This window comes from Pseudoxanthomonas sp. USHLN014 (assembly GCF_037153335.1).
Lineage (GTDB): Bacteria > Pseudomonadota > Gammaproteobacteria > Xanthomonadales > Xanthomonadaceae > Pseudoxanthomonas_A > Pseudoxanthomonas_A winnipegensis.
This window is the reverse complement of sequence record NZ_JBBCKO010000002.1, coordinates 646,510-671,711: the sequence shown is the minus strand read 5'-3', so window position 1 is coordinate 671,711 and position 25,202 is coordinate 646,510. Positions and strand designations below refer to the sequence as shown.

Annotated in this window: 24 protein-coding genes, 1 tRNA gene and 1 pseudogene; 10 read left to right on the top strand and 16 right to left on the bottom strand. The window is 70.9% G+C overall.

Features of this window, described 5'->3' with window-relative positions:
- Nucleotides 1–78: 78 nt before the first annotated feature.
- Both WFQ05_RS06925 and WFQ05_RS06920 read right to left on the bottom strand, forming a co-directional pair.
- A complete protein-coding gene (locus WFQ05_RS06925) occupies nt 79–615 on the bottom strand; it encodes a cytochrome b (RefSeq protein WP_130532205.1) in 537 nt (178 codons plus the stop codon).
- A pseudogene (locus WFQ05_RS06920) lies at nt 612–1,698 on the bottom strand (catalase family peroxidase). The gene WFQ05_RS06925 and the pseudogene WFQ05_RS06920 overlap by 4 nt, the downstream one beginning before the upstream one ends.
- 365 nt (nt 1,699–2,063) lie before the next feature.
- Here WFQ05_RS06920 and WFQ05_RS06915 point away from each other — a divergent pair.
- Together WFQ05_RS06915 and WFQ05_RS06910 are read left to right on the top strand one after the other, a co-directional pair.
- The gene (locus tag WFQ05_RS06915) at nt 2,064–2,591 is read left to right on the top strand and encodes an RNA polymerase sigma factor (protein ID WP_337053216.1); all 528 of its coding nucleotides are present in this window, start codon (nt 2,064–2,066) and stop codon (nt 2,589–2,591) included.
- A complete protein-coding gene (locus tag WFQ05_RS06910) occupies nt 2,588–3,334 on the top strand; it encodes an anti-sigma factor (protein WP_130534167.1) in 747 nt (248 codons plus the stop codon). Before WFQ05_RS06915 ends, WFQ05_RS06910 begins: the two co-directional genes overlap by 4 nt.
- 160 nt (nt 3,335–3,494) lie before the next feature.
- Here the strand turns inward: WFQ05_RS06910 and dmeF are convergent, their stop codons facing one another.
- On the bottom strand, nt 3,495–4,472 hold the full coding sequence (gene dmeF / locus WFQ05_RS06905) for a CDF family Co(II)/Ni(II) efflux transporter DmeF (protein ID WP_337053215.1): 978 nt from the start codon (nt 4,470–4,472) through the stop codon (nt 3,495–3,497).
- Between the two features lie 54 nt (nt 4,473–4,526).
- Between dmeF and WFQ05_RS06900 the strand changes: the two genes are divergently transcribed.
- The 4 genes from WFQ05_RS06900 (at nt 4,527) to WFQ05_RS06885 (ending at nt 7,011) form a co-directional block, all read left to right on the top strand.
- Nucleotides 4,527–4,799 carry a metal/formaldehyde-sensitive transcriptional repressor gene (locus WFQ05_RS06900; RefSeq protein ID WP_130520305.1) on the top strand — a complete coding sequence of 91 codons (273 nt, stop codon included), beginning with the start codon at nt 4,527–4,529 and terminating at the stop codon, nt 4,797–4,799.
- 84 nt (nt 4,800–4,883) lie between these two features.
- Nucleotides 4,884–5,507 (top strand): flavin reductase family protein, encoded by a 624-nt coding sequence (locus WFQ05_RS06895; RefSeq protein ID WP_337053214.1) that lies wholly within the window; start codon nt 4,884–4,886, stop codon nt 5,505–5,507.
- On the top strand, nt 5,504–6,199 hold the full coding sequence (locus WFQ05_RS06890; protein WP_337053213.1) for an alpha/beta fold hydrolase: 696 nt from the start codon (nt 5,504–5,506) through the stop codon (nt 6,197–6,199). Before WFQ05_RS06895 ends, WFQ05_RS06890 begins: the two co-directional genes overlap by 4 nt.
- Nucleotides 6,200–6,276: 77 nt before the next feature.
- Entirely contained in the window at nt 6,277–7,011 is a 735-nt protein-coding gene (locus WFQ05_RS06885) for a DUF4850 domain-containing protein (RefSeq protein ID WP_337053212.1), read from the top strand.
- A gap of 91 nt (nt 7,012–7,102) precedes the next feature.
- Here WFQ05_RS06885 and WFQ05_RS06880 read toward each other — a convergent pair whose 3' ends face one another.
- The 6 genes from WFQ05_RS06880 to WFQ05_RS06855 form a co-directional block, all read right to left on the bottom strand.
- On the bottom strand, nt 7,103–8,317 hold the full coding sequence (locus WFQ05_RS06880) for an RtcB family protein (protein ID WP_337053211.1): 1,215 nt from the start codon (nt 8,315–8,317) through the stop codon (nt 7,103–7,105).
- Nucleotides 8,318–8,383: 66 nt separating this feature from the next.
- A complete protein-coding gene (locus WFQ05_RS06875) occupies nt 8,384–9,505 on the bottom strand; it encodes a slipin family protein (RefSeq protein ID WP_130520315.1) in 1,122 nt (373 codons plus the stop codon).
- Between the two features lie 460 nt (nt 9,506–9,965).
- A tRNA-OTHER gene (locus WFQ05_RS06870) sits at nt 9,966–10,036 on the bottom strand.
- A 756-nt stretch (nt 10,037–10,792) separates the two neighbouring features.
- Nucleotides 10,793–12,979: a beta-glucosidase BglX gene (bglX, locus tag WFQ05_RS06865; protein WP_337053210.1), complete on the bottom strand. Its 2,187-nt coding sequence runs from the start codon at nt 12,977–12,979 to the stop codon at nt 10,793–10,795.
- Nucleotides 12,980–13,307: 328 nt separating this feature from the next.
- Entirely contained in the window at nt 13,308–13,466 is a 159-nt protein-coding gene (locus WFQ05_RS06860; protein ID WP_165394622.1) for a hypothetical protein, read from the bottom strand.
- Between the two features lie 124 nt (nt 13,467–13,590).
- Entirely contained in the window at nt 13,591–14,547 is a 957-nt protein-coding gene (locus WFQ05_RS06855; protein ID WP_337053209.1) for an aldo/keto reductase, read from the bottom strand.
- Between the two features lie 139 nt (nt 14,548–14,686).
- On the opposite strand from WFQ05_RS06855, the gene WFQ05_RS06850 reads away from it, so the two are divergent.
- From WFQ05_RS06850 to WFQ05_RS06840, 3 genes are all read left to right on the top strand, one after another.
- Nucleotides 14,687–15,514, top strand: a complete 828-nt coding sequence (locus WFQ05_RS06850; protein ID WP_337053208.1) for a methyltransferase — start codon at nt 14,687–14,689, stop codon at nt 15,512–15,514.
- A 3-nt stretch (nt 15,515–15,517) separates the two neighbouring features.
- Nucleotides 15,518–15,772 (top strand): DUF2164 domain-containing protein, encoded by a 255-nt coding sequence (locus WFQ05_RS06845; protein WP_130524155.1) that lies wholly within the window; start codon nt 15,518–15,520, stop codon nt 15,770–15,772.
- 84 nt (nt 15,773–15,856) lie between these two features.
- Nucleotides 15,857–16,399, top strand: coding sequence for a pseudouridine synthase (locus WFQ05_RS06840; RefSeq protein ID WP_337053207.1), 543 nt, complete (start codon nt 15,857–15,859; stop codon nt 16,397–16,399).
- 116 nt (nt 16,400–16,515) lie between these two features.
- Here WFQ05_RS06840 and WFQ05_RS06835 read toward each other — a convergent pair whose 3' ends face one another.
- Both WFQ05_RS06835 and hrpB read right to left on the bottom strand, forming a co-directional pair.
- The gene (locus WFQ05_RS06835) at nt 16,516–16,935 is read right to left on the bottom strand and encodes a hypothetical protein (RefSeq protein WP_337053206.1); all 420 of its coding nucleotides are present in this window, start codon (nt 16,933–16,935) and stop codon (nt 16,516–16,518) included.
- A 269-nt stretch (nt 16,936–17,204) separates the two neighbouring features.
- The gene (gene hrpB, locus WFQ05_RS06830; protein ID WP_337053205.1) at nt 17,205–19,709 is read right to left on the bottom strand and encodes an ATP-dependent helicase HrpB; all 2,505 of its coding nucleotides are present in this window, start codon (nt 19,707–19,709) and stop codon (nt 17,205–17,207) included.
- Nucleotides 19,710–19,779: 70 nt separating this feature from the next.
- Between hrpB and WFQ05_RS06825 the strand changes: the two genes are divergently transcribed.
- On the top strand, nt 19,780–20,580 hold the full coding sequence (locus WFQ05_RS06825) for a TatD family hydrolase (protein ID WP_337053204.1): 801 nt from the start codon (nt 19,780–19,782) through the stop codon (nt 20,578–20,580).
- Here WFQ05_RS06825 and WFQ05_RS06820 read toward each other — a convergent pair.
- The 5 genes from WFQ05_RS06820 to WFQ05_RS06800 all read right to left on the bottom strand — a co-directional run bounded on the left by WFQ05_RS06820 (nt 20,577) and on the right by WFQ05_RS06800 (nt 25,119).
- Complete coding sequence (locus WFQ05_RS06820; RefSeq protein WP_337053203.1) at nt 20,577–21,095, bottom strand: hypothetical protein; 519 nt, start codon at nt 21,093–21,095, stop codon at nt 20,577–20,579. The genes WFQ05_RS06825 and WFQ05_RS06820 overlap by 4 nt on opposite strands.
- A 69-nt stretch (nt 21,096–21,164) precedes the next feature.
- Nucleotides 21,165–22,100, bottom strand: coding sequence for a 2-dehydropantoate 2-reductase (gene panE, locus WFQ05_RS06815; protein WP_337053202.1), 936 nt, complete (start codon nt 22,098–22,100; stop codon nt 21,165–21,167).
- Between the two features lie 109 nt (nt 22,101–22,209).
- Nucleotides 22,210–23,244, bottom strand: coding sequence for an OmpA family protein (locus tag WFQ05_RS06810; RefSeq protein ID WP_337053201.1), 1,035 nt, complete (start codon nt 23,242–23,244; stop codon nt 22,210–22,212).
- Nucleotides 23,245–23,347: 103 nt separating this feature from the next.
- Nucleotides 23,348–24,154, bottom strand: coding sequence for an ABC transporter permease (locus WFQ05_RS06805; RefSeq protein WP_337053200.1), 807 nt, complete (start codon nt 24,152–24,154; stop codon nt 23,348–23,350).
- Nucleotides 24,151–25,119, bottom strand: coding sequence for an ABC transporter ATP-binding protein (locus WFQ05_RS06800; protein WP_130520337.1), 969 nt, complete (start codon nt 25,117–25,119; stop codon nt 24,151–24,153). The genes WFQ05_RS06805 and WFQ05_RS06800 overlap by 4 nt, the downstream gene beginning before the upstream one ends.
- Nucleotides 25,120–25,202: the final 83 nt, after the last annotated feature.

Sequence of the window (25,202 nt, the reverse complement as noted above, 5' to 3'; positions counted from 1 at the left end):
CCTGCGGCCAAAGGGAGGCGGCCAAGCTCGCATCTCCGACGCCTGCGGAGACAGTTGCTCCACCACACCATTCACCGCTTACCGCTTCCCGCTGCGCGCCATGCTGGCGAACACGCCATCGCGGCGCACCCAGGCGTGGAACAGCGCGGCGGCCAGATGGCCCAGCACGGTGGCGAACAGCACATAGGCCAGCACCGTGTGCGCCGGGCGCAGCAGCGCATACAGGTCGGCGCTGTGCGGCGCGATCGGCGGCAGATGCACGCCGCCGAACAGCACGATCGGATAGCCGCCGGCCGACAGCATCCCCCAGCCGATCAGCGGCATGGCGAACATCAGCCCATACAGCAGCCAGTGCGAGGCGTGCGCGGCCAGCTTCTGGATGGCCGGCAGGTCGGCCGGCAGCGGCGGTGGCGGGCTGCGCAGCCGGTTGATCAGCCGCACGATCACCAGCAGCAGGATCGCGATGCCCAGCGGCCGGTGCAGGTCCAGCAGCGTCGGCCGCCAGGCCAGCGAGACCACCATGCCGGCGCCGATGAACAGCATCGCCAGGATCATCGCGGCCATCAGCCAGTGCAGCGCGCGCGCCAGCGCGTCGAAGTGCCCGTAGCGGTTCATTTCGCGTCTCCTTTCGCGGCGCCGGTGGCTTCGGGCGCCTGGCCCGTGCCGATTTCGTGCTCGCGGCGGTTGAACGAGACCGAATACACCGCCGAGCGCGCCGCCAGGATCGGATCCTTCGACGGCGCCATGCCATCGGGCAGCACCGTCGGGTCGTAATTGATGTCGCGGCAGGCGCCGGTGTCCTGCGGCGAGGTGGCGGTGAAGGTCACCGTGCCGGCCACGACCTGGGTGCGGTCGTCGGGCCAGGGCTGTGAGGGATCGTCGATCGGATCGCCGTCGCCGGCCTCGGTGACGACCAGATCCCACTTCACCGGGCCCTTGGCCAGACGCGTATCGAACTCCTCGCTGAGGAAGTCCGCGTCGGACTGCGCGCGCTGCGCTTCGCTGAGCGCCTCGAACGGCGCCTGCGGCCGCAACGACCAGCGCACGGCATGACGCTCGCCTTGCGCATTGGTGAACCAGAAACTGTTGACGCCGTTGAACTGGGTATTGGCCCAGCTGTTAGACCACGGCGCCGACTTGGCCCAGGCCAGGAACTTCTTGGCTTCCGGATACTGCGCCAGGAACGCGGCCATCTTGGCCGGGTCCGGCTTGCCGGTGGCCGGATCGGGCGCCGAGGCGGTTCTGCGCCTGGAAGCCTTCCGGTGTGGCGACCACGAAGAACGGAAAGCTGTTCATCGCCGTGCGCCATTCCTGGCCGTCATCAGTCTTGAGCAGCAGCGCGACGCTGCGCACCCGGGCCTGGCTGTCGGCGCCATGCGGATCGCCGCCGCCGATCGATAGCCGCCCCAGGATCGGCGTGCTGGGCTGGGTGAACACGCGCGCCTTGGACAGCTGCGGCGCCTGCGCGCTGGGCGTGAACGCGCCGGCCACGCACACGCCCTTGGTATGGGCACGGCGGAAGCCTGGATGCGGCTTGCCGGCCTCGATGGTGTCGGTCATCTGCTGCGGCGTCAGGCCGCGGCCGAACCAGCCGCCGACCCAGGCGAAGGCCACGGCCAGGACGGCGACGATGGCGGCGATCCCGGCCAGCGCGGGCACGGCGCTGCGCTTGGGCGGGGGAGCAGGGGGCTGGGACATGGGCGGACCTGGCGATGGCTGGGGAGTGCAGGTAGGACGTCGCGGCGGGGGATTTATTCCCGCATCGCGCCGCAGCGTTCTTTTGCTCCCTCCCTTTCGCGCGCAGCGTGAAGGGGAGCTCGAAGTCGCGACCTAGCGACTGAGGGGGTGGGGTGCTCTTGTTGTTGCTTCTCGCTGCAGACGTCAGCAAAGGCAAAAGCACCCCTCCCCAGCCCTCCCCTTCGCTGCGCGAAAGGGAGGGGGCGGTTCGCAGCGGGTCTGGAGGTCCATGCAGCTCCAGACCCGCTGCTCACGCAAAGCCTGCCATTCGGGAATACCCTGCGCTCTGGTTCGTCCTACCCAGATCCCCGCGACGCCTGGCCGCCATGCCCACCCCCACCGATCTCGACGACGCCACGCTGCGCACGCTGATCCCGCGTCTGCGCCGGTTCGCGCGCTCGCTGGTGCACGAGCCCGCCGCGGCCGACGATCTGGTCCAGGCCACGCTGGAACGCGCACTGCTCCACGCCCGCCGCCGGCATACGCCCGATGCGCTGCAGGCCTGGCTGTTCTCGATCCTCTACCGGCAGTTCATCGACGAACACCGCCGCGGCCAGCGCTGGCGGCGGCTGGCGCAGCTGTTCGGCAGTGACGATGCCGAGACCGCGCCCTCGGCCGAACGCGTGGCCGCCTGGCACGCCACGCTGGCGGCCTTCGACACCCTGCCGGCCGAACAGCGCGCGCTGTTGCTGCTGGTCAGCGTGGAGGGCTTCAGCTATCGCGAGGTCGCCGACACGCTGGGCGTGCCGATCGGCACGGTCATGTCGCGCCTGGCCCGCGCGCGCCAGGCGCTGCGCGCGGCCAGCGATACCGAACCCAAGCCGGCGCGGCCGGCGCTGAAGGTGCTGCGATGATCCATCTGGCGCCCAGCGAAGCGGACCTGCACGCCTATGTCGACGGCCAGCTCGACGCGAGCGCGCGCGCCGAAATCGAGCGCTGGCTGGCCGCCCACCCCGAGCGTGCGGCGGTGGTGGCCGACTGGAAGCGCGATGCCGAACGCCTGCGCGTGCAGCAGGCGCTGCCCGAACACTGGCCGGCCAATCCGCTGCTGGACCCGGCCCGCCTGCGCCGCCAGGTCCGCGCGCGGCGCCGCACCCGATTGGGCATGGCCGCGGCGATGGCGCTGTCGCTGTGCGTCGGCGTCGGCCTGGGCTGGCAGGCGAAGCAGGCGCAGAACCCGGTCGCGCGCCTGCCGATGGCCGATGCGGTGGCCGCCTACCGGCTGTTCGCCACCAGCGACACCCTGGCCTCGCTGGACAGCGCCTCGCCCGCGCAGCTGCGCGACTGGCTGGCCCTGCACTTCGGCGCGCTCGACCGGGTGCCCGATCTCTCGGCTCAGGGCTTCCACCTGGTCGGCGGCCAGCGCCTGTCCACCGAACAGGGCGCGGCGGCCATGCTGGTCTACGCCGACGCACAGGGCACGCGCCTGGGCCTGTACGTGCGCCCGGGCGGCTGGTTCCGCCGGCCCGGACAGCGCCGCGACGGCGACCTGCTCGCCCAGTACTGGTCGCGCGGCGATGCCAGCTTCGCGGTGGTCAGCCCGTTCGACGATCCGCGCGCCCGCAGCGTGGCCTCGGCACTGGCCCCGCGCGGCTGAGGCTTGCACGGTTGTGGAAGTCATCGCGATGGCTCCCCCTGTAGAGCGGAGCTCGCTCCGCTAGGGCCTTCCCCACGAACCCGAACGAAGAGCAGCGGAGCAAGCTCCGCTCTACCGAGATTTGGGTGGCGATTGCTGCCAGCGACACACAGCCTGCGGATCAGGCGACCTGCGCGGCATTGATCTCCACCGTGACGTGCACCAGCTCCTCATGCACGGCCAGCGCCGCGCGCACCGCCTGCGGCGACAGCCCGGCAGCGCTGACCAGGGAGACGATCGCCGCATACTGGCCGCGGCCGACGCGCCACACATGCAGGTCGCTGATCGCCGTCGGCTGCGGCAGCGCGGCGACCACCTCGCGCACTTCCTCCACCACCGGCGCGTCCATCTCCGCATCCAGCAGCACCCGGCCGGTGGCGCGCAGCAGGCCCACGGCCCACACCGTGACCAGCACCGCGCCGGCGATGCCCATCACCGGGTCCAGCCAGGCCGCGCCGAAGAAGCGCCCGGCCAGCAGCGCGGCGATCGCCAGCACCGAGGTGGCCGCGTCGGCCAGCACATGCAGGTAGGCGGCGCGCAGGTTGAGGTCGGCGTGATGGTCGTGATCGCCGTGGGCATGCGCATGGTGGTCGTCGTGGTGATGCGCGTGGCCGTGGTCGTGCCCGTGGTGGTGATGGGTGTGGTCGTCCTTCAGCCACCACGCGCAGACCAGGTTGACCGCCAGGCCCAGCACCGCCAGCACGATGGCCTGGTCGTAGCGGATCGGCAGCGGATCGACCAGGCGCTGCACCGACTGCCAGGCCATCAGCAGCGCCACGCACAGCAGCAGCACCGCGCTGGTGTAGCCGCCGAGGATCTCGATCTTCCAGGTGCCGAAGGCGAAGCGCGCGTCGCGCGCATAGCGCCGCGCCGCCGCGTAGGCCAGCAGCGACAGGCCCAGCGCCAGCGCGTGCGAACTCATGTGCCAGCCATCGGCCAGCAACGCCATCGAGTTGAAGAGCCAGCCGCCGGCGATCTCGGCCACCATCATCAGCGCGGTCAGCACCACCGCGCGGCGGGTGTTGCGCTCGCCGGCGGCATTGCCGGTGACGAACTGGTGGTCGTGGCGATGCGCATGCAGCGCGTGATCGAGGGACATGGGCCGGGTCCGGGGTGTAGGATACCCCCCCATGGTATACACGAGCCCGGCCCCATGTCGCATGTGATCCACGACGCCCCGCGCCTGACCCCGCGCGTGAAGCGCCTCAAAGGCCAGGTCGCCGCCCTGGAAAAGGCGTTGGCCGGCGAACCGGAATGCCTGGCCGTGCTGACCCAGATCGCCGCCATCCGCGGCGCGGCGCAGAGCCTGCTGCTGGAGGTGCTGGAAGGCCATATGCAGTCGCACGTGGCCGAGGAGAAGAACCCCGCCGCGCGCCGCGCCGAGGTCGCCGCCGTGAACAAGATCCTGCGCTCGTATCTCAAATAGCGGGACGCCGGGCGCGGGCGTTGCCGGCATCGGCACGCGCGCGCAGGCATGCTGTGCGTCCCTGGTGTCGTCCTGGACCCGCGCGTGCCCGACCTGCATTTCTATCGCCCCGCCGACGGCCACGGCCTGGCGCACGATCCCTTCAAGGCCATCGTCGCGCCGCGGCCGATCGGCTGGATCGGCTCGGTCTCGCCCGAAGGCGTGCGCAACCTGGCGCCCTACAGCTTCTTCAACGCCTTCGGCGACACGCCGCCGCTCATCGGCTTCAGCAGCTCGGGCTGGAAGGACAGCGTGCGCAACATCCAGGCCACCGGGGTGTTCACCTGGAACCTGGCCACCGCCGCGCAGGCCACGCAGATGAACCAGAGCTCGGCGCCGTTCCCGGCCGAGGTCGACGAGTTCGAACGCAGCGGCCTGGAGGCCCTGCCCGGGCGCGTGGTCGATGCGCCGTTCGTGGCCGGCACGCCGGCCGCCTTCGAGTGCCGGCTGACCCAACTGATCCAGCTCAACGACGCGCAGGGCCAGGCGCTGCCGCAGTGGCTGGTGCTCGGCGAGGTGGTCGGCGTGCACATCGACCGGCGCTTCCTGGTCGATGGCGTGTACGACACCGCCGCGGCCACGCCGATCCTGCGCGCCGGCGGACCCGGCGCGTATGTGCGCGTGGGCCCGGAGGCCATGTTCGACATGCGCCGTCCGACCAAGGCATGAGCGCACGCGAGTCGCTGCTGCTGTTGCCCGGCCTGCTCAACGATGCCGAGCTGTGGCATGCGCAGCTGGAGGCACTGGCCGACCTGGCCGACTGCCAGGTCGGCGACCTGACCCAGGGCGAGAGCCTGCACGCGGTGGCGCAGCAGGTGCTGGCGGCCGCGCCGCCGGCGTTCGCCCTGGCCGGCTTCTCGCTGGGCGGCTACGTGGCGCAGGAGATCCTGCGCATCGCCCCGCAGCGGGTCACGCGACTGGCGCTGCTGGACACCTCCTACCTGCCCGACACGCCGGCCCGCGCCGAGCAACGTCGCGCGCAGCAGGCCGCGGTCCGGCGCGGCGCCTTCCATGGCTTCGGCGAGGCGCTGATGCGGGCCTATACCGATCCTTCGCACCACGGCGATGCCGCGCTGCTGGCGCGCGTCCGCGGCATGACCCAGCGCCTGGGCGCCGAGGTCTTCCTGCGCCAGAGCGCGTTCGCGCGTGTCGATGGCAGCGCGGTGCTGCGCGCCTTCGCCGGGCCGGCGCTGGTGCTGGTCGGCGAGCACGACGCGATCACCCCGCCGGCGGTGCACGAACAGATGGCCGCCCTGCTGCCCGACGCCACCCTGGTGCGGGTGGCGCAGTGCGGGCACCTGAGCCCGCTGGAGCAGCCCGACGCGGTCAGCCGCGCTCTGCGCGACTGGCTGTTGCGCTAGCAGCCACCGCGGGCGACACACGCCCGCCAAACCGGCTGCCTATGCTCCGCGCACGCCGCCCCTGTGAGTCGATGCCGATGTCGCTCCCGTCCTTCCTGCGCCCCTGCAGCGGGCTGCTGTTGCTGCTCCTGGCCGGCCTGGCCCAGGCCGAGATCTATCGCCTGGACACCCCGCCCGAACGCGCGCCCGCCGACGCCACGCCGCGCAGCCGCGCGCTGGGCGAGCTGGCGCTGAACAACGGCGTGCGCCTGCCGGCGATGCTGCTCATCGCGGTCGATCCGATGGAAGACAGCGGCTGGAGCACCGCGGACGCGCCGCCGCTGACCCTGGACGCCACGCTGGCTCCCGCTCTGGCCGCCCGGCTCACCGCCTGGTCCACCCCGCGCGGCTGGCTGCTGGTGCCACGCGGCTGGCAGCCGGTACGCGGCGCGCTGGGCGTGGACGGCTCGGCTTCGATCGCCTTCCTTGCCGAGGACGGCCAGGGCGAGGTTTCGCTGTACGACGCCGGCGCCTGCGTGGGCTGCGCGGTCGGCGCGGCCAGCGCCTTCTTCCCCCAGGCCCGCGAGCAGGGGCGCAAGGAAGACTTCTTCGTCTACGAAGGCGCGGGCCCGGACCTGAAGACCACCGTGCTGGGCCCGCACACCCTGGGCTACCACAGCCAGGCCGGCGCCCTGTCGGTGGACGGGCTGGCCTGGTTCGACGGCAAGGCTGACCTGCCCTACCACGACCTGCGCGTGCGCCTGCCGCCGGACCAGCATGCCCTGGCCCGCGCCATCCTCGACTGGCGCCTGCCGGAGAAGGACGCGCGCTGAGCGCGGACCACGGGCCGCGTTGGTAGCGGCAGGAAGGCGCAAAAAAGAACGGCCGCCTCGCGGCAGCCGTTCAGTGGGCCGACGATACGCGTCAGCCCTTGATGCACAACACCTGGCGCAGCGTGTGGACCACCTCCACCAGATCCGCCTGGGCCGCCATCACCGCGTCGATGTCCTTGTAGGCGGCGGGCGATTCGTCGATCACGCCCTGGTCCTTGCGGCATTCGACGTGGGCGGTGGCCTGGCGGTGCTCGGCCAAGGTGATGCTGGCGCGTGCCTGGGTGCGGCTCATGACGCGGCCGGCGCCGTGGCTGCAGCTGTGGAAGCTCTCGCCATTGCCGCGGCCACGCACGATGTAGCTGCGCGTGCCCATGCTGCCCGGGATGATGCCCAGCTCGCCCGCCTTGGCGCTGACCGCGCCCTTGCGGGTCACTAGCAGCTCCTGCCCTGCGTGCGTCTCCTTCTGCACGTAGTTGTGGTGGCAGTTCACCGCCAGTGCCTGCAACTGGAACTTCGGCAGACGGTGACGCATCTCGGCCAGCACCCGCGCCATCATCGCCTCGCGGTTCTCGCGGGCGTAGTCCTGCGCCCACGACACCGCCTCCACGTAGTCGTCGAACAGCGGCTCGCCTTCCATGAAGAAGGCCAGGTCCTTGTCCGGCACGTGGTAGCCGAGCACGCGATGCGCCAGCTGCTCGCGCGCACGTTCGATGAAGTACGTGCCGATGAGGTTGCCGGTGCCGCGCGAGCCGCTGTGCAGCATCACCCACACCGCGCCGGTCTCGTCCAGGCACAGCTCGATGAAGTGGTTGCCGCCGCCCAGCGTGCCCAGCTGACCGTCCAGCTTGTCGGTGCGGATCTTGCGGTGCCTGGCCTTGATCGCATCCAGGCGCGCGGCCAAGCCCGACTGCGCCACACGCGTGCCGATGCTGTCGGGCAGCCTGTGGTGTTCGCCGCCGCGGCCATTGCCGACCGGCACGCTGCGCTCGATGCTGTTGCGCAACTGGGCCAGGCTGTCGGGCAGGTCCTCGGCGCGCAGCGTGGTGCGCACGGCCGCCATGCCGCAGCCGATGTCCACGCCGACCGCCGCCGGGATGATCGCGCCCTGCGTGGGAATGACCGAGCCGACCGTCGCGCCCTTGCCCAGGTGCACGTCCGGCATCACCGCCACCCATGGCCCGACGAAGGGCATGGCGGCGATGTTGCGCAGCTGCGCGTGGGCCTGTTCCTCCAGCGGCACACCGCGCACCCAGCCCTTGATCGGCGTGGCGCTGCCCTCGGCGTGCAGCAATTCGAATGTACTCATCTGTTTCACCTCGATCCTTGGTTGAACCCGCACGCGCCGCGTCCTTGCGGCGCGCCCGGGGTGTTGCTACTTCAGCGTGACCAGTTGCTTGAGCACGCCATCCAGGCCGCCGAACACGGTCAGGCGATCGATCTTCTCGGTCACCTTCTCCAATGCCTCCAGCTCCTTCAGGCGCATCAGCACCGGGCTCTCGTCCACAAGCCTGGCGGTGTTGAGCAGCGAACGCGTCGCGTTGGCCTCCTCGCGACGGCGGATGAGGTTGGCCTGGGCCTGCTTCTCCGCCTGCACGACCCCGTTGAGGATCTGACGCATCTCGCCGGGCAGGATCACGTCCTTGATACCCACGCCCAGCACCTCCACGCCGAACGCGTCGAGCTTGCCGCGCACGGCGGCGAAGATCTCCGCATCCAGCCCGGCCTTGTCGCCCAGCAGTTCGTCCAGGGTCCTGGACGAGACCACCTTGCGCAGCCCGTGCTGCAGCTCGCGGTACAGCTGGTCGACGTACTTGGCCACCTTGGTGCGCGCGGCGACCGGGTCGGTCACGCGCACGCTGGCGGCCAGGTTGACGCGCAGCGAGACCTTGTCGCGGGTCAGCAGCTCCTGGCCCTGCACCTCGATCGCCTGCACGCGCAGGTCGATCAGATCCACGACCACGTTCTTCTGGAAGTTCCAGAAGGCCGTGCTGCCCGGCGCCAGCGTGCGCGCCAGCTTGCCGTCGATGAACACCAGGCCGGCGAACTCCGCCGGCACATCGGCCACCACCGCCTGCCTGGACAGCGCGCCGAGCTGGCGCAGGCGCCGCATGACCTCGGCCGGGACTTCCAGGCCGGCGGTCAGCGGCAGCGCGCGCACTTCGACGTCGACCGGACCGCGCCAGTACAGCTTGCGCGTGCCGGGCGGCAGCACGTCTTCGAGCTTGCCGTTCTTCATGACCAGGCCGACCTCATCGGCGCCCAGGTCGGCCAGCACGAAGCTCGCGTCCAGGCGCGCACCCAGCGCGGCGCTCAGCACCTCGCTGTCCTTGCCGGCGTACTCGGCCGGCACGGTGGGATGCACGCGCACCTCGATCTTGTTGAAGGCGTCGAACAGGCGGTACACGCCCGGGCCGAGCACCCGCTGGAACTGACGATCCGCAAACACCAGGCCGCGTTCGCCGTCACCGATCACGACCCGCTTGGTCCAGAACATGGCACTTTCTCCTTGTGGTCTGGTGTCGTCGATCGAAGGAGGCAGGCCCGCGCGCAGATCGACGAAGACGCGCGGACGGCGCCTGCGGCACCGCGCCGCAGGCAGAAGGAAGAAGGTGGAAACACCCCTGGACGTCGACCGCACGGAGCGTGAGGCGCGCGGTGTGCCGGGGCCGACGGCGCCGCAGCGCACGCACCGCGATGCATTGCGATGCGCACGTTCCGACCTCCGTCGCCGCGACCCACGCGGGCCCCGGCCCGGTGCGACCGCCGCTGCGCCGCGCCTGTCGCCCGGCGGTCCTTCACCGGGGCGACCCCGCTTGCGCACGGGGTGTTTCCTGATGGGCTTGCGCCCGGTGTCATGACGTGAAAGGTCATGTGCTCTTGCGAGCGTGGAGCGGGATTCGAACCCGCGACTGACGGATTACAAGTCCGTTGCTCTACCCAACTGAGCTATCCAGTGGTGGGCGTCCAGGTGTCGAACCTGACCCTCCGGGTCGCCCCGGCGCTCTCTCCAGGTGAGCTACCGCCCGCATCGTCGTGGCCGCATTCCTGCGTGCTTCCGGCATACGCCACGGCAGCGCCGCGCGCACCGGCCGGAATCAAAATCCGGGCCGCTGGAAACATCAGGCAATACGTCCCCGATTACCCGCGCAGATCCGCGGATAATGTGGTGCGTCCGATCCAGTTAATCGGACGAGTTAATGATGAATTCCCGCCCCGCGCCACCCGCGCTGGAGCATCACCACGCGGCGCACATGCGCCGGTTGCAGCCGCGCCCTTGCCTCAGGGCGTGCGCCAGCACGCCCTGGATGCTCCAGGGCAGAACCTGTCGGTTCCGGATCGGAAAGCCATGTTGGTGGGTTGTGCGAGGTCGCACGCAAAAGCCTTTGCGAATGCCTGGAAAGAAAAAACCCCCGGGTTTTCAAGACCCGAGGGCATTCGCAGTGCCTCGGGAGATCGCCGGTGGCCGATCTCCCGTGGAGTCGACCGGCGTCAGCGGTTGTCCGCCTTGTGCGCGCCGTGCGCCGCTTCCAGCGCACGCAGGCCCGCGACGCGCAGCAGCTGCGTCATGCGGATGATCTGGTGGCGGGGCTGGAAGTTCATGAGCTTGGATTGACTGGATTAAAACGCAGGAGCGTCCTGCGATGGGCGCGCACGATACACCGCACATAATCGGTGCGCAAGCACTTTTTAAAGATAATCGGGGCGCCGAGATAATCGGCGCGATCCGCGATTGCCGTTGCGTCATCGCCGGGCGCCGCCATGACGGCGCCCGGCGGATCGATCAGCCTTTCGGCGCCAGCAGCTCGAACTGCACCGCGCTGCCGTTGGCCGACGAGTCGGTGACCCACAGGTCGAACAGCCCGGGCTCGGCGCCGAACACCAGGTCGGTGCCGGTGAAGGCCAGCAGATGGCGGTCCAGCTGGAACTGCACCTGCGCCGATTCGCCGGCCAGCAGCGCGATCTTGTTGAAGCCCTTGAGCTCGCGCACCGGGCGCACGCGGCTGGCGACGCGGTCGTGCACGTACAGCTGCACCACCGTTTCGCCCGCCACCGCACCGGTGTTGGTGACGGTGGTGGTGATCACCAGCGTCTCGTCCCAGCCCAGCTGCGCCGTGGACAGCTGCGGCGTGCCGTAGGCGAAGGACGTGTAGGACAGGCCGTGGCCGAAGGGATACAGCGCGTCGGCGGTGAACTCGCGCCAGCGCGACTTGTACTCGTGCACGTCGGGCAGCTCGGGACGGCCGGTGCGCGGGTGGTTGTAGAACAGCGGCTGCTGGCCAGAGTCCTGCGGGAAGCTCACCGGCAGGCAGGCCGAGGGGTTGTAGTCGCCGAACAGCACGTCGGCCACGCCATGCCCGGTCTGGCTGCCCAGGAACCAGGTCACCGCGATGGCCTGCGCGTCGCGCACGGCGCCCTGCAGCGCCAGCGCGCGGCCGTTGCGCAGCAGCACCACCAGCGGCTTGCCGGTCGCCGCCAGCGCTTCGGCCAGGGCCTGCTGCGCGGCCGGCACGACGATCTGCGTGCGCGACTGCGCCTCGCCGCTGTAGCGCTGCGGCTCACCGATGGCCAGCACCACCACGTCGCTGGCCTGCGCCGCGGCGACGGCGGCCTCGATGCCGCCCTCGATCGCCGCTTCCAGCGCGCAGCCGTCTTCGACGATCAGCTGCGCCTGCCCGCCCAGCGCGGCGCGCACGCCGGCCTCGAGGGTGACGTAGCGCGACTTGTCGCCGAACAGCGTCCAGCAGCCCTCGATGTTGTCGCGGTCGCGCACGAACGGGCCGATCAGCGCGATCTTCTGACCCTGCTTGCGCAGCGGCAGCAGCGCATCGTCGTTCTTCAGCAGCACGATGGAACGCCGCGCCGCGTCGCGCGCCAGCGCTTCGTGCTCGGCCAGGTGCGTGGTGTCGGCCTCGCGCGCGGCATCGAGCGAGCGGTAGGGATTGTCGAACAGGCCGATCTGCTCCTTCACCCACAGCACGCGGCGCACGCCCTCGTCCAGCTGCGCCATCGACACCTCGCCGCTCTCCACCAGCGCGCCCAGGTGGCGCTGGTAGAAGCCGCTCTGCATGCTCACGTCCAGGCCGGCGGTGAACGCGCGGCGCGTGGCGTCGCGTTCGTCGGCGGCATAGCCGTGCGCGATCAGTTCCATGTCGGCGGTGTAGTCGGACACCACCAGGCCGGGGAACTGCCAGGCGCCGCGCAGCAGGTCGGTCATCAGCCAGCGGTTGGCGCTGGCCGGCACGCCGTTGATGTCGTTGAAGGCGCTCATCACCGTGATCGCGCCGGCATCGAAGGCGGCCTTGAACGGCGGCAGGTGCACATCGCGCAGGGTCTGCTCGGAGATGTCCACGCTGGCGTATTCCAGGCCGCCGGCCACCGCGCCGTAGGCGGCGAAGTGCTTGGGCGTGGCCAGCAGGCAGTCCTCGGCCTGCAGCCCGGCCTGGCCCTGGAAGCCCTGCACGCGCGCGGCGGCGAAGGCGCAGCCCAGCACCACGTCCTCGCCGGCGCCCTCGGCGCCGCGGCCCCAGCGCTGGTCGCGGGCGATGTCCACGGCCGGGGCGAAGGTCCAGTGGATGCCGGCGGCGGTGGCTTCCACGGCGGTGGCGCGCGCGGTGCGCCGGGCCAGGTCGGGCTCGAAGCTGGCCGCCTCGCCCAGCGGGATCGGGAACACCGTGCGCATGCCGTGGATCACGTCCGAGCCGAACAGCAGCGGGATGCCCAGGCGCGACTCCTCCAGCGCGATGCGCTGGGCCTCGCGCCCCTGCGCCGCGCCGACGCCGTTGAACAGCGCGCCGATGCGCCCGGCGCGGATGCCTTCGCGCACCTGCGCGGCGTCCAGCGCGTTGGCCTCCGGGTTCACGTCCGGGGCGAACGGCCGCAGCGCGTCGGCAAAGATTCCCAGCTGGCCCACTTTCTCTTCGACCGTCATCTGCGCGATGAGGGCTTCAATCCGTTCGGAATTCGACATCCGGTCTCGCCATGAAAACGTTTACAGCCATTCTAGGCCATGCCCCGGGGATGCCAAGCCCTCGGGGGCTCCAAACAGCCAAGGCTGCACCCGGTCGGTGCCATCTGTCGAGACACGAGTGAGCGCGCGGTCACGGGCGGCGGCCGGCAGTGGTTCGGAATGGCGCGCCTGAACCCGGGAAGCGCGCTGCAACCGCCCCCAAAGGCCCCCCTGTAGAGCGGAGCTTGCTCCGCTGGGGCCTTCCCAATGCTCCAACCGAAATGCAGCGGAGCAAGCTCCGCTCTACAAAAAGGCGGCGACGCGATCGAAAGCGGCGATGGCGCCCACGCTAATGCAGCTGCGGCGGGCCTTCGTCTTCGCGGCGCTCGGGCGGGTCACCGGCCTGGACCGGACACGGCGGTTCGCCGCTGCCCGGCGGCAGCGGCAGGAAATCCTCGGACTCGTGGGACGGTCCGGGCTGGATGAACCAGCGATGCGCAACGCTCACGACGGCCTCCTCGCGCCGCGATGCTAAGGCGGCGGCGCGCTGCGGAATGTCCATCCGGCCTCGTCATGCGCGGGTGGACGCGGTGCCGGCAAACCTTCACGCCGCGCAACGGTTTACGCCCGCGTCAGGGCGCACTGGCCTGGTCCAGCGCCTGGATCTGCTCCGGGGTCAGGGTTAGCTGCGCCGCGTGCAGGATCTCGTGCAGCTGCTCGACGCTGCTGGCGCTGGCGATCGGCGCGGTGATCGAGTCGCGCGCCATCAGCCAGGCCAGCGCGATCTGCGCGGGCTTGGCGCGCTGCTGGGCGGCCACTTCGTCCAGCGCCGCCAGGATCCGGCGGCCGCGCTCGTTGAGATACTTTTTGACCGCGGCTTCGCCACGCGGGCTCTTGGACGCATCCGCCGGGTCGCGGTACTTGCCGGTCAGAAAGCCCGATGCCAGCGCGTAGTAGTTGATCACGCCCAGCCCATGCGCCTTGGCCAGCGGCTCCAGCGTCTGCTCGTAATCGGCCCGGTCGTAGAGGTTGTACTCCGGCTGCAGCGTCTCGTAGCGCGGCAGGCCCTGGGCCTGCGCCACCTCGAGCGCCTCGGCCAGGCGCTCGCCACTGTAGTTGGAGGCGCCGATCGCGCGGACCTTGCCCTTCTCGATCAGCCGCGCGAAGGCGCCCAGCGTGGCCTCCAGCGGGATCGAGGGGTCGTCGGCATGCGCTTGGTAGAGGTCGATGGTGTCCACGCCCAGGCGCTTGAGCGACTGGTCCACCGCGGTCTCGATATTGTCCGGCGACAGGCCGGGCAGCTCGTCCCACTTGCCGACCTTGGTGGCGATCACCACCTGGTCGCGCTTGCCGCTGGACCTGAGCCACTGGCCGATCAGCGTCTCCGATTCGCCGCCCCGGTTACCCGGCACCCAGGCCGGATACACGTCGGCGGTGTCGATGAGGTTGAAGCCGCCGTCGACGAAGGCATCGAGCAGCTTCGCCGTCCCGGCCGCGTCCTTGACGCTCCAGCCGAACACGTTGCCGCCGAAGGCCAGCGGCGCGACGGTGAGGCCGCTCCTGCCGAGCGGACGTTGCGAAATGGTCATGTGGCACTCCTGTCCTGAACGTGGGGAAACAACAAGGACAGCCCACGGTAGGCCGCGGGCGTTTAACGCCGCGTCCACGCCTGGTGACGTCCACACGACATGCTAGGCTCGCGCGCACCTTCGCTGATGGGATGTGCTCATGCGCAGATCGCTTGCCGTTCTCACCCTGTGCGCCGCGCTGGCGCCGGTGGCCCTCGCACAGCAGTCGAGTCCGCCGTCCTCTGTGGCGCCCGCGCTGCAGGCCAGCATCGATGGCAGCTGGCGCAAGCCGGACAATGTCGAACGCGACAAGTACCGCCATCCGGGCCAGACGCTGACCTTCTTCGGCGTGCAGCCGCATGACACGGTGATCGAGATCACCCCGGGCAACGGCTGGTACTCGGAAATCCTGGCGCCCTACCTGCAGGCCGAAGGCCAGTACATCGCCGCAGTGGTCGACCCGGCGGCGGTGGCCGAATCCTCGCGCGCCTACCAGCAGAAGGCCGCCGATAGCCTGCAGGCGCTGTTCGACGCCGATCCGGCGCATTACGGCAAGGCCAGGCTGGTGCGCTACTCGCCGGCCGCCCCGGTGTTCGGCCCGCCCGGCTCGGCCGATGTGGTGCTCACCTTCCGCAACGTGCACAACTGGCGCATGGCCGACAACGCCGAGGCGATGTTCAAGGGCTTCTATGCCGTACTCAAGCCCGGCGGCACGCTGGGCGTGGTCGAGCATCGCGCCAAGGGCGACGTGGCCGACGACGACAAGAGCGGCTATGTCGGCCAGGCGCAGGTGATCGCGCTGGCCACCGCGGCCGGCTTCCGGCTGGAGGGGCAGAGCGAGATCAACGCCAACCCGCGCGACACCAAGGACTATCCCGGTGGCGTGTGGACCCTGCCGCCGACCAACAAGCATCCGCCGGCCGACGACGCCAAGTACCGCGCCATCGGCGAAAGCGACCGCATGACGCTGCGCTTCATCAAGCCCTGAGCGGTGGCCGCGATCCGGTTCGAGGCCGAGGAGAAGGCGGCGATCGTGCGCCGGATCCAGCTGTATTTCGATCAGGAGCTGCGACAGGAGATCGGCCGCTTCGATGCGGAGTTCCTGCTGGACTTCTTCGCCGAGGAGATCGGCGGTTACTTCTACAACCGCGGCCTGTACGACGCGCAGGCCGTGTTGGCCGCGCGCGTGGACGATCTCAACGAGGCCATCGTGCAGCTCGAGAAGCCGACCGAGTTCCGCAGGTAGCGGCACCCGCGCTGCGATCCTCGTGATGGGGTCGCTGCGCAGGGGAGATAATGCGCGGCCCCCGCACCCCCGCGCCGCTTCGCCGTGCTGATCGCCTTCAACAAGCCGTTCAACGTGCTGTGCCAGTTCACCGACCGCAGCGCCACGCCGCGGCCGACGCTGGCCGGCTTCGGGCTGCCCAAAGACGTCTATGCCGCCGGCCGGCTCGACTACGACAGCGAAGGCCTGCTGCTGCTCACAGATGACGGCGCACTGGCGCATCGGCTGACCGATCCGCGCCACAAGCAGGACAAGACCTACTGGGTGCAGGTGGAAGGCACGCCGCAGCCCGCGCAGCTGCAGGCACTGCGTGAGGGCGTGGTGTTGAACGATGGCCCCACCCTGCCCGCGCGCGCGGCCCGGCTCGATCCGCCGCCGGCGCTGTGGCCGCGCGATCCGCCGGTGCGGGTGCGCAAGACCGTGCCCGATGCGTGGCTGGCGCTGACCCTGCGCGAGGGCCGCAACCGGCAGGTGCGGCGCATGACCGCGGCGGTGGGGCTGCCCACCTTGCGGCTGGTGCGCGTGGCGATGGGCGGCATCGCGCTGGATGGCCTGCAGCCGGGGCAATGGCGCGTCGTGCAGGGCTGAAGCAGACAACGCCCAAAACGCGAACACCCGGCGAAGGGCCGGGTGTCGGTGAGAAGCTGGCTCGGCCGCCGCTACCGCCGTTGCGGCGCGACGGCCGAGGACTCAGCGTGAAACCTTTAGTCCTTGGCCGGGGTCGCCTTCGGCGCCACGCGGCTGTAGCGGGTCGAGCGCGAACGCACGCCGGCATTGCCGCGGGTGGTCGCCGGCTCCAGACGCCGGGCGCTGCCGTTGAGCGGCTCGCCCTGCTTTTCCTTGTACTTGCGATAGACGGCATAGCCGATCAGGCCCACGCCCACCGCGGCGGCGGCGCCCACGGCCACCGGATTGCGCTTGACGAAGTTGCCGGCGACCTTGCCGCCGGTGCGCACCGCACCCAGCGCGGCGCTGCTCTTGAACAGCTTGGCGGCCCTGGAGCTGCGCGAGGGCAACAGGTCGCGCGCGCTGCTGCCGGCATGACGCAGGCCGTCGCCTGCCTGGTGGACCAGATCCAGGGCGGTTTCCAGGGCGCGATCGCTGATGTCGGAGAACTTGCTCATGGGGGACCCCCTTGGGTGATGACAGGCGGCCAGTGTCCCGGCCACGGTGTGGAAGGCTTGTGTGCGCCACGCCGCGAGGCCTGCCGCAGGCTGAATGCCGGGATTCGCTTGGGATTGGCTCTCGGGTAGGAGCAACCGTCTCGACAAATCTCGCAGCGGCCTGCCTGTAGAGCGGAGCTTGCTCCGCTGCTCTTCGTTCGGGTCGTAGGGAAAGCCCCAGCGGAGCAAGCTCCGCTCTACAGGTGGGCGCGAACGCGAGAAGAAGGGGCTCAGGTGCCGCGCGGCTTGGCGCGGTGGGTGGCGGTGGCGCTCCAGGGGTCGTCGGGCCAGGGATGGCGGGGATAGCGGCCCTTCATTTCCTTGCGCACCTCGGCATAGGTGTTGGCCCAGAAGCTGCGCAGGTCCTGGGTGACCTGCAGCGGCTTGCCGCCCGGCGAGAGCAGGTGCAGGGTCAGCGGCACGCGCCCGTCGGCGATGCGCGGGGTATCGCCCAGGCCGAACAGCTCCTGCAGCTTGACCGCCAGCACCGGCGCGCGCGGGCTGCCGTCGTGTTCCAGGCCGTAGTCGATGGGCCGCTCCAGGCCGGAAGGCACGGCGATGCGGGTGGGCGCCAGGGCGTCGATGCGCTGGCGCAGGGGCCAGTCCAGGCCGGACTTGAGCGCCTCGCCCAGCGTGGCCTCGTCCAGCGCGTCCAGGCGCGTCTTGCCGGCGAAGGCGGGCTTGAGCCAGTGGTCCAGCGTGGCCAGCAGGGCCGCATCGGAGCGGTCGGGCAGCGCCAGCTCGGGCATCCAGGCGCGCAGGCTCTGCACGCGCGCCTGCCATTGGCGCAGGCCCGGCGTCCACGGCAGCGCGTCCAGGCCGAGTTCGCGCACCGCCTCGGTCAGCGCGCCGGCGGCCTGCGCCGGGTCGACGCGGCCGGCCGGGCGCGCGTCCAGCACGATGGCGTCGAAGCGCGTCTCGCGCTGAGCCACCAGCGCGCGCCGATCCGCGTCCCAGCGCACGTGGTCGCCGGTGGAGAAGCGCGCGGCGAAGGCCTGGCGCAGCGCGGCCTCGTCCACCGGCGCGCCGCGCAGGATCAGGCCGTCGCGCGCCTCGAAGCGCAGCTCGCTGGCCACGATCCACGGCTCGCCGCGCAGGCTGCTGTCGTCGAACAGGCGCGCGGTGCGGCCGTTGCTCAGCGCGTAGCGCAGCGGATCGGTCGCGTGGCGGAAGCCGATGCGGTCGGGGAAGGCGTGGATGAGCAGATCGCCGAGCACGTGCGCGTCCAGTTCGGCCGGGGCGCTGGCGTCCTCGCGCACGCGGCGGCGCCACTGGCGCGCGGCGGCGTCGATGGCCGCCAGGCCGCCGCGGTGCGCATCGCCCGGCACGCGTCCGTTGCGGAACGCCGCCAAGGCACGCCAGCGCGCGGCCAGGCCGTCGCCGGCCTGGCGCAGCGGATCGCGCGCCTCGATCAGGGCGGCCAGGTCGCAGGCCACGGCGCGCAGCGGTCCGGCCGGCGCGGCCAGCAGCATCGCGGCCAGGCGCGGATGCGTGCCCAGGCGCAGCATCCGCCGCCCGGTCTCGGTGATGGTGCCGGCCTGGCCCAGCGCGCCGAGCTTGCGCAGCAGGTCGCGCGCGGCGGCCAGCGCGCCGGCCGGCGGTGGATCGGGGAAGCGCAGCGCGTTGCTGCCCCAGGCGGCCAGCTCCAGCGCCAGCGCGGCCAGCTCGACCTGGGCCAGCTCGGGGCGGCGCTGCGGTTCGAGCCGCTGCGAGGCCGGCCACAGCCGCCAGGCGACGCCCTCGGCCACGCGCCCGGCGCGGCCGGCGCGCTGGTCGGCCGAGGCCTGGGCGATGCTCACCACATCCAGCCGCGAGAAGCCGCTGTTGGGGTCGAAGCGCGGCTCGCGCGCCAGGCCGCTGTCGATCACCACACGCACGCCAGGCAGCGTCACCGACGACTCGGCCACGTTGGTGGCCAGCACCACGCGGCGGCGGCCGTCGGGATCGGGCTGCAGCACCTCGGACTGGCGCTCGACCGGCAGCTCGCCGTGCAGGGCCAGCACGCGCGCCTGGCCCAGCGCCGGGCTGTGGCCCAGCGCGGCTTCGACCTTGCCGATCTCGCGCTGCCCGGGCAGGAACACCAGCAGGTCGCCGGGCTGCTCGGCCAGCGCCTGTTCGATCGCGCGGCGCACCTGCGACTCCAGCGCCTCGTCGCGGCGCGCGGGGAAATGCGACACCGCCACCGGGAAGCTGCGGCCGGCGCTGGTCAGGCGCGGCGCATCCAGCCATTGCGACAGGCGCTCGCCATCCAGCGTCGCCGACATCACCACGATGCGCAGGTCTTCACGCAGGCCGGCCTGCACGTCCAGGGCCAGGGCCAGGCCGAGGTCGCCGGCCAGGTGGCGTTCGTGGAATTCGTCGAACAGCAGCGCGCCGACGCCATCCAGCAGCGGGTCGTCCTGCAGCATGCGGGTGAGGATGCCTTCGGTCACGACCTCGATCCGCGTGCGCGGGCCGACCTTGTTCTCGAAGCGGATGCGATAGCCGACGGTCTCGCCCACCGCCTCGCCCAGCTGCCGGGCCATGAAGCCGGCGGCGGCGCGCGCGGCCACGCGGCGCGGTTCGAGCATCACGATCCTGCGGCCTTCCAGCCACGGCGCGTCGAGCAGGGCCAGCGGCACCTGGGTGGTCTTGCCGGCGCCGGGCGGGGCCTCGAGCACCAGGCGCGGATGGTCGGCCAGCGAGGCGGTGATCTGCGGCAGCAGCGAAGCGATGGGGAAGGAAGGTGCGGACATCGCGCACAGGATAAGGCGCGCGTCGGCCACGCCCTACAATGGCCGCCCCCACGTTCGTGCGCCACGCTCCATGCAGCTGATCGACATCGGTGCCAACCTCACCCACGAGTCCTTCGACCGCGACCGCGACGCGGTGCTGCAGCGCGCGCGCGCAGCCGGTGTGGCCCAGCTGGTGATCACCGGCGCCAGCCGCGAGCATTCGCCCAAGGCGCTGGACCTGGCGCGCGCGCACCCGGGCGTGCTGTTCGCCACCGCCGGCGTGCATCCGCACCACGCGGTCGAATACACCGAGGAATGCGATGCCGAGATGCGCGCCCTGCTCGCGCAGCCGGAAGTGGTGGCCGTGGGCGAATGCGGGCTGGACTACAACCGCGACTTCTCGCCGCGCCCGGCGCAGCGGCGCGCGTTCGAGCGCCAGCTGCAGACCGCGGTGGACACCGGCAAGCCGCTGTTCCTGCACCAGCGCGATGCGCATGCGGACTTCATGGCGATCATGAAGCAGTTCGACGGCCGGCTGCCCGCGGCGGTGGTGCATTGCTTCACCGGCACGCGCGAGGAGCTGTTCGACTACCTCGACCAGGACTGGCATATCGGCATCACCGGCTGGCTGTGCGACGAGCGCCGCGGCGCGCACCTGCGCGAGCTGGTCCCCAGCATCCCGGCGCAGCGGCTGATGATCGAGACCGACGCGCCCTACCTGCTGCCGCGCACGCTCAGGCCGCTGCCGAAGGACCGGCGCAACGAGCCGGCCTTCCTGCCGCACATCGCCGAGGAACTGGCGCGCGACCGCGGCGAGGACGCGGATCGCATCGCCCAGGCCACCACCGCGACCGCGCGCGCGTTCTTCGGCCTGCCTGGCCAAGCGGTCTAGGACTCGACCTTGTCGTCCTCGCGCTTGGCATCGGCCATCGCCTCGGGCTCCAGCTCCTCGGCGGCGCGGTTGAAGCGCACGAACACGCCCCAGGACACCAGCAGCAGCGCGGCGGTGGCGCCGATGGACGCCGCATAGGGCAGCTGGCTGGGCGCCTCGTGCGCCATCTCGAACACCGACACCAGCGTCTCGATCGACAGCGCGATCACCACCACCACCAGGAAGCGCGACAGGTAGCGGCGCACGCGCGTGGGCCCGCTGACCTTGACGTCGCGCAACACCTCCTCCTCGAAGATCGTCTGGCCCAGCTCGATCGACACCAGCGCGATGGTCAGCAGGCCCACGCACTCGAGCACGGTGTTGAAGCGCGCGCGCATGTCCGCCCCGGCCGGCGCCTGGACCAGGCCGTGCCACAGCTCCTGCGCGGCCAGCCACAGCAGGGCCACGCCGCACAGCACGAACATGAGGATCACCAGCACGTGGCCGGCCTTGAACAACCCGGACAAGCCCTTCATCGGCACCGCTCCCCTAGGACGCAACGCCGCGCAGCATCGGCAGCGGCGCGTGGCGGCGGCGCGAAGGACTCAGCCGAGCTGCGCGGCGTAGACCTGCAGGTGGATCCAGGCCGTGTCCAGGCGCGGCACGCGCAGGCCAAAGTGGGCGGCACGATGGGCCATGTCGCCGACGATGTGCGCGGCTTCCACGCGCTGGCCGGCCTGCAGGTCGCGCAGCATCGAGGCGGTCAGCGACGAGCCGGGCTGGGTGAGCACCTCCAGCATCGAGGCCTGCGCGGTCTCGGGCACCTTGGCGCCCGCCGCGGCGGCCACGTCCAGGCACTCGCGGTACAGGCCGGTCATGAAATCGCGCCCGCCCTCGCAGGCCTCGATCGCACCGACGCTGCCGCGCATCAGGCAGGTCGCCCCCGCCAGCGCGGTGAGGAAGCTGTACTTGGTCCACTGCGCCACGGCGATGTCGCTGCGCGCCTCGTACTGCACCCCGGCCTGCGCCAGCACCGCGGCCAGGGCCTGCACGCGCGGTGTGTCGCCGCTGCCGTCGCGCTCGCCGAAGGTGATCGAGGCCGCCTTGCCCAGGTGCACGATCTGGCCCCGCTCGCCCTTCATCGCGCTGATGAAGCACAGCCCGCCCAGCACCCTGTCCGCGCCGAAGCGCGCATCCAGTGCCGCGTAGTGCAGCAGGCCGTTGAGGATCGGCAGCACGGTGGTGTCCGGGCCGACCGCGGGGGCGATGGCGTCGAGCGAGCTGTCCAGGTCGTAGGCCTTGCAGCTCAGCAGCACCAGGTCGAAGGGCCGCTGCGCCGCCAGCGCCGGCAGCGCCTCGGCGGTGACGCAGGCCACGGCCAGCTGCGCGTCGCCCAGCGGGCTCTCGATCACCAGCCCGTCGCGGGCCAGCTGCTCGGCGCGCGCCGGGCGCACCAGGAAGGTCACATTGACCCCGGCCTGCGCCAGGCGACCGCCGAAGTAGCCGCCGGTGCCGCCGGCCCCCAATACCAAGATGCGCATGCCTTGCCTCTTACTCGGTCAACGGCAGGCATGTAAGCACGCAGGCGCGTGCTGCGCCATCGCGCGCGACGCGCACCTGCGCCGAGGGCGGCGCAGGCGGACGTTGCGGTCATTGCTTGACCAGCTCGACCCGGCGGTTGCTGGCCTTGCCGTCCTCGCTGCTGTTGTCGGCAACCGGGTCGGCCTGGCCGAAGCCGGCGGCGGACAGGCGCGCGGCCTCCACGCCCTGCGCGGTCAGCGCGGCCACCACCGCCTTGGCCCGGCCTTCGGACAGCGCCTTGTTGTGCGCCGGCTCGCCGGTGTTGTCGGTGTAACCGTTGACGGCCAGCTTCAGCGCCGGATCGTCCTTGAGCAGCTGCACGACCTGGGCGATCTGCGGCTGCGAGTCGGGCAGGATCTCGGTCTTGTCAGTGGCGAAGTTGACGTGCAGCGCGACCTTGCCGGCCTTGTCGATCTGCGCCTTCAGCGCGCTGGCCGGCAGCAGGCCGGCAGTGATCTGCAGCGGCTTGGTCTCGGCGATCAGCAGCCCGGCGCCAAACTGATAGCTGCACAGGTGGATCCAGATGTCGCGGTCGGCGCGATGGACCACGAACACCTGAACGGGGTTGTTGTAGAAATCGCCCAGGCCATCGACGAAGCGGGTGGCCGGATCGCCGCGCCAGGTCTTGAGTTGGTCGCGCGCCTCGGCGGGGATCTGCCCGTCGAAGATCTTGCGCCCGCCCATGGCCGCCACCGCCGCCTCGATGTTGCGGGTCAGCTCCAACTGCGAGAACGTCTTGCCCTGCGCCGCGCTGACATTGGTCCACCAGATCCGGCCTTCCACCGGCTCGAGCCGGTCGCCCGTCCACAGCGGCACCTGGTCGAACTCGGCCAGCTCAGCCTTGTTGGTCGGCACGTAGCCATCGGGCAGCTTGAGGTAGGGGAAGTCGCCCAGCGCCACGCTCGACATCGGCAGGCTGGCCGGATCGAAGCCCTTGACCGCGGCCGGCGCGGTGTCCTTGGCCGCCGCGGGCGCCGAATCGGCCGGCGCGCTCGCCGCGGGCGCGGCGGCGTCCTGCGCCGAGGGCGGCTGCGGCTGCGGCTTGCACGCCACCAGCGCCAACGTGCCGCTCAGCACCGCCACGGTCATGACCACCTGCCTCATGTCGCACTCCTTTGCCTGGGGATGGCCGGCAAGTGTAGTGCGCGGCGGTGGACCGCCGCACCGGCCGGGCCGTGCGTCGCTGACGCAGGGCCCGATGCGGCCGTCAGCTGCGCAGCCCCACGCCGCGCTTGAGCAGGTAGAGGCCCAGCGCGGCCAGGGCGACGACGAAGCCCAGCATCAGCGCATAGGCCACCCACAGCGGCACGTCCGAACTGCCCAGCAGGCCGTAGCGGAAGGCGTTGACCATGTAGAAGATGGGGTTGAGGTGCGTGGCGGCCTCGGCCCAGCCCGGCAGCAGCTTGACCGAATAGAACACGCCGCCCAGATAGGTCAGCGGGGTCAGGATGAAGGTCGGCACGATGGCGATGTCGTCGAACTTCTTGGCATAGGCCGCGTTGACGAAGCCGGCCAGCGAGAAGATGGTCGCGCCCAGCAGCACCGTGCTCAGCGTCACCAGCGGATGCGGCACGCGTACCGGGGTGAAGAACATCGCGATCGCCAGCACGATGGCGCCGACCATCAGCCCGCGCAGCACCGCGCCGGCCACGTAGCCCAGCAGGATCACCCAGTTGGGCATCGGGCTGACCAGCAGCTCCTCGACGTGGCGCCCGAACTTGGCGCCGAAGAAGCTGGAGGAGATGTTGCCGTAGCTGTTCTGGATCACGCTCATCATCACCAGGCCCGGCACGATGAACTGCATGTAGGAAAAGCCGCCCATGTCGCCGATCTTCGAGCCGATCAGGCCGCCGAAGATCAGGAAGTACAGCGTCATCGTGATCGCCGGGGGCACCAGGGTCTGGCCCCAGATGCGCAGGATGCGGGCGATCTCGCGGCGGGTGATGGTCCACAGCGCGGTCAGGTTGCGGCGGGCGTTGCTGGTGGTCGGCACCAGGGTCGGGGGGCTGCTCATGCGGAGGTCTCCTGCGCGGCGGCGGGCGCAGCGGTCATGCGGACGAACAGCTCTTCGAGCCGGTTGGACTTGGTGCGCATCGAGCGCACGCGGATGCCGGCCTCATCGAGTGCGTCGAACACGCGGTTGAGTTCCATCTGCCGCGGCATGTCCAGGTCCAGCGTATGCGGGTCGGCGGCCAGCAGCGTGGCGCCCTCGATCACCGGCAGCTGCGCGGGCAACTCGCCGTCGATGTCCAGCAGGAAGCCTTCCACGTCCAGCTGCGCCAGCAGGGCGCGCATCGGGCCCTGCTGGACGATGCGGCCGTGGTTGATGATCGCCAGGTTGCGGCACAGGCTCTCGGCTTCCTCCAGGTAATGGGTGGTGAGGATGATCGTGGTGCCGGCGGCGTTGATCTCGCGCAGCGTCTTCCACATGCCGCGGCGGATCTCGATGTCCACCCCGGCGGTGGGTTCGTCCAGGATCAGCAGGCGCGGGCGGGTCATCATGGCGCGGGCGATCATCAGCCGCCGCTTCATGCCGCCGGAGAGCGTGCGGCTCATCAGGAAGGCCTTGTCCCACAGCTGCGCGCGCTTGAGCTCCTCCTCGGCGCGCGGAACGGCCTCATCGCGCGGGATGCCGTAGAAGCCGGCGTAGTTGACCAGGATGTCGAAGGGCTTCTCGAACAGGTTGAAGTTGATCTCCTGCGGCACCAGGCCGATCAGGCGCATGGCCGCGTCGCGGTGCGCGACCAGGTCGGTGCCGAACACCTGCACCTGCCCGGAGGTCTTGTTGACCAGCGAGGAGATGATGCCGATCAGCGTGGACTTGCCGGCGCCGTTGGGCCCGAGCAGGGCGAAGAAATCGCCGGGCTCCACGCTCAGCGACACGCCCTTGAGCGCTTCGACGCCGTTGTCGTAGCGCTTTTTCAGATCGACGATGGATAGCGCCGGCACGGGACCGGCGACAGGGGAGAGCGAGGTCATGGAAGGCCTTGGCGCGGGCGTTGAGCCCGCATGACAGACAGAGCCCTATTATAGGTGCCCCGTCCCGGCAGCCCGGGCATCAC

Bases quoted from the DNA above. Each gene is read 5' to 3' on its own strand.
- WFQ05_RS06925 (WP_130532205.1), bottom strand. From the start codon at position 615: ATGAACCGCTACGGGCACTTCGACGCGCTGGCGCGCGCGCTGCACTGG.
- WFQ05_RS06915 (WP_337053216.1), top strand. From the start codon at position 2,064: ATGCCCACCCCCACCGATCTCGACGACGCCACGCTGCGCACGCTGATC.
- WFQ05_RS06910 (WP_130534167.1), top strand. From the start codon at position 2,588: ATGATCCATCTGGCGCCCAGCGAAGCGGACCTGCACGCCTATGTCGAC.
- dmeF (WP_337053215.1), bottom strand. From the start codon at position 4,472: ATGTCCCTCGATCACGCGCTGCATGCGCATCGCCACGACCACCAGTTC.
- WFQ05_RS06900 (WP_130520305.1), top strand. From the start codon at position 4,527: ATGTCGCATGTGATCCACGACGCCCCGCGCCTGACCCCGCGCGTGAAG.
- WFQ05_RS06890 (WP_337053213.1), top strand. From the start codon at position 5,504: ATGAGCGCACGCGAGTCGCTGCTGCTGTTGCCCGGCCTGCTCAACGAT.
- WFQ05_RS06885 (WP_337053212.1), top strand. From the start codon at position 6,277: ATGTCGCTCCCGTCCTTCCTGCGCCCCTGCAGCGGGCTGCTGTTGCTG.
- WFQ05_RS06880 (WP_337053211.1), bottom strand. From the start codon at position 8,317: ATGAGTACATTCGAATTGCTGCACGCCGAGGGCAGCGCCACGCCGATC.
- WFQ05_RS06875 (WP_130520315.1), bottom strand. From the start codon at position 9,505: ATGTTCTGGACCAAGCGGGTCGTGATCGGTGACGGCGAACGCGGCCTG.
- bglX (WP_337053210.1), bottom strand. From the start codon at position 12,979: ATGTCGAATTCCGAACGGATTGAAGCCCTCATCGCGCAGATGACGGTC.
- WFQ05_RS06855 (WP_337053209.1), bottom strand. From the start codon at position 14,547: ATGACCATTTCGCAACGTCCGCTCGGCAGGAGCGGCCTCACCGTCGCG.
- WFQ05_RS06850 (WP_337053208.1), top strand. From the start codon at position 14,687: ATGCGCAGATCGCTTGCCGTTCTCACCCTGTGCGCCGCGCTGGCGCCG.
- WFQ05_RS06835 (WP_337053206.1), bottom strand. From the start codon at position 16,935: ATGAGCAAGTTCTCCGACATCAGCGATCGCGCCCTGGAAACCGCCCTG.
- hrpB (WP_337053205.1), bottom strand. From the start codon at position 19,709: ATGTCCGCACCTTCCTTCCCCATCGCTTCGCTGCTGCCGCAGATCACC.
- WFQ05_RS06825 (WP_337053204.1), top strand. From the start codon at position 19,780: ATGCAGCTGATCGACATCGGTGCCAACCTCACCCACGAGTCCTTCGAC.
- WFQ05_RS06820 (WP_337053203.1), bottom strand. From the start codon at position 21,095: ATGAAGGGCTTGTCCGGGTTGTTCAAGGCCGGCCACGTGCTGGTGATC.
- panE (WP_337053202.1), bottom strand. From the start codon at position 22,100: ATGCGCATCTTGGTATTGGGGGCCGGCGGCACCGGCGGCTACTTCGGC.
- WFQ05_RS06810 (WP_337053201.1), bottom strand. From the start codon at position 23,244: ATGAGGCAGGTGGTCATGACCGTGGCGGTGCTGAGCGGCACGTTGGCG.
- WFQ05_RS06805 (WP_337053200.1), bottom strand. From the start codon at position 24,154: ATGAGCAGCCCCCCGACCCTGGTGCCGACCACCAGCAACGCCCGCCGC.
- WFQ05_RS06800 (WP_130520337.1), bottom strand. From the start codon at position 25,119: ATGACCTCGCTCTCCCCTGTCGCCGGTCCCGTGCCGGCGCTATCCATC.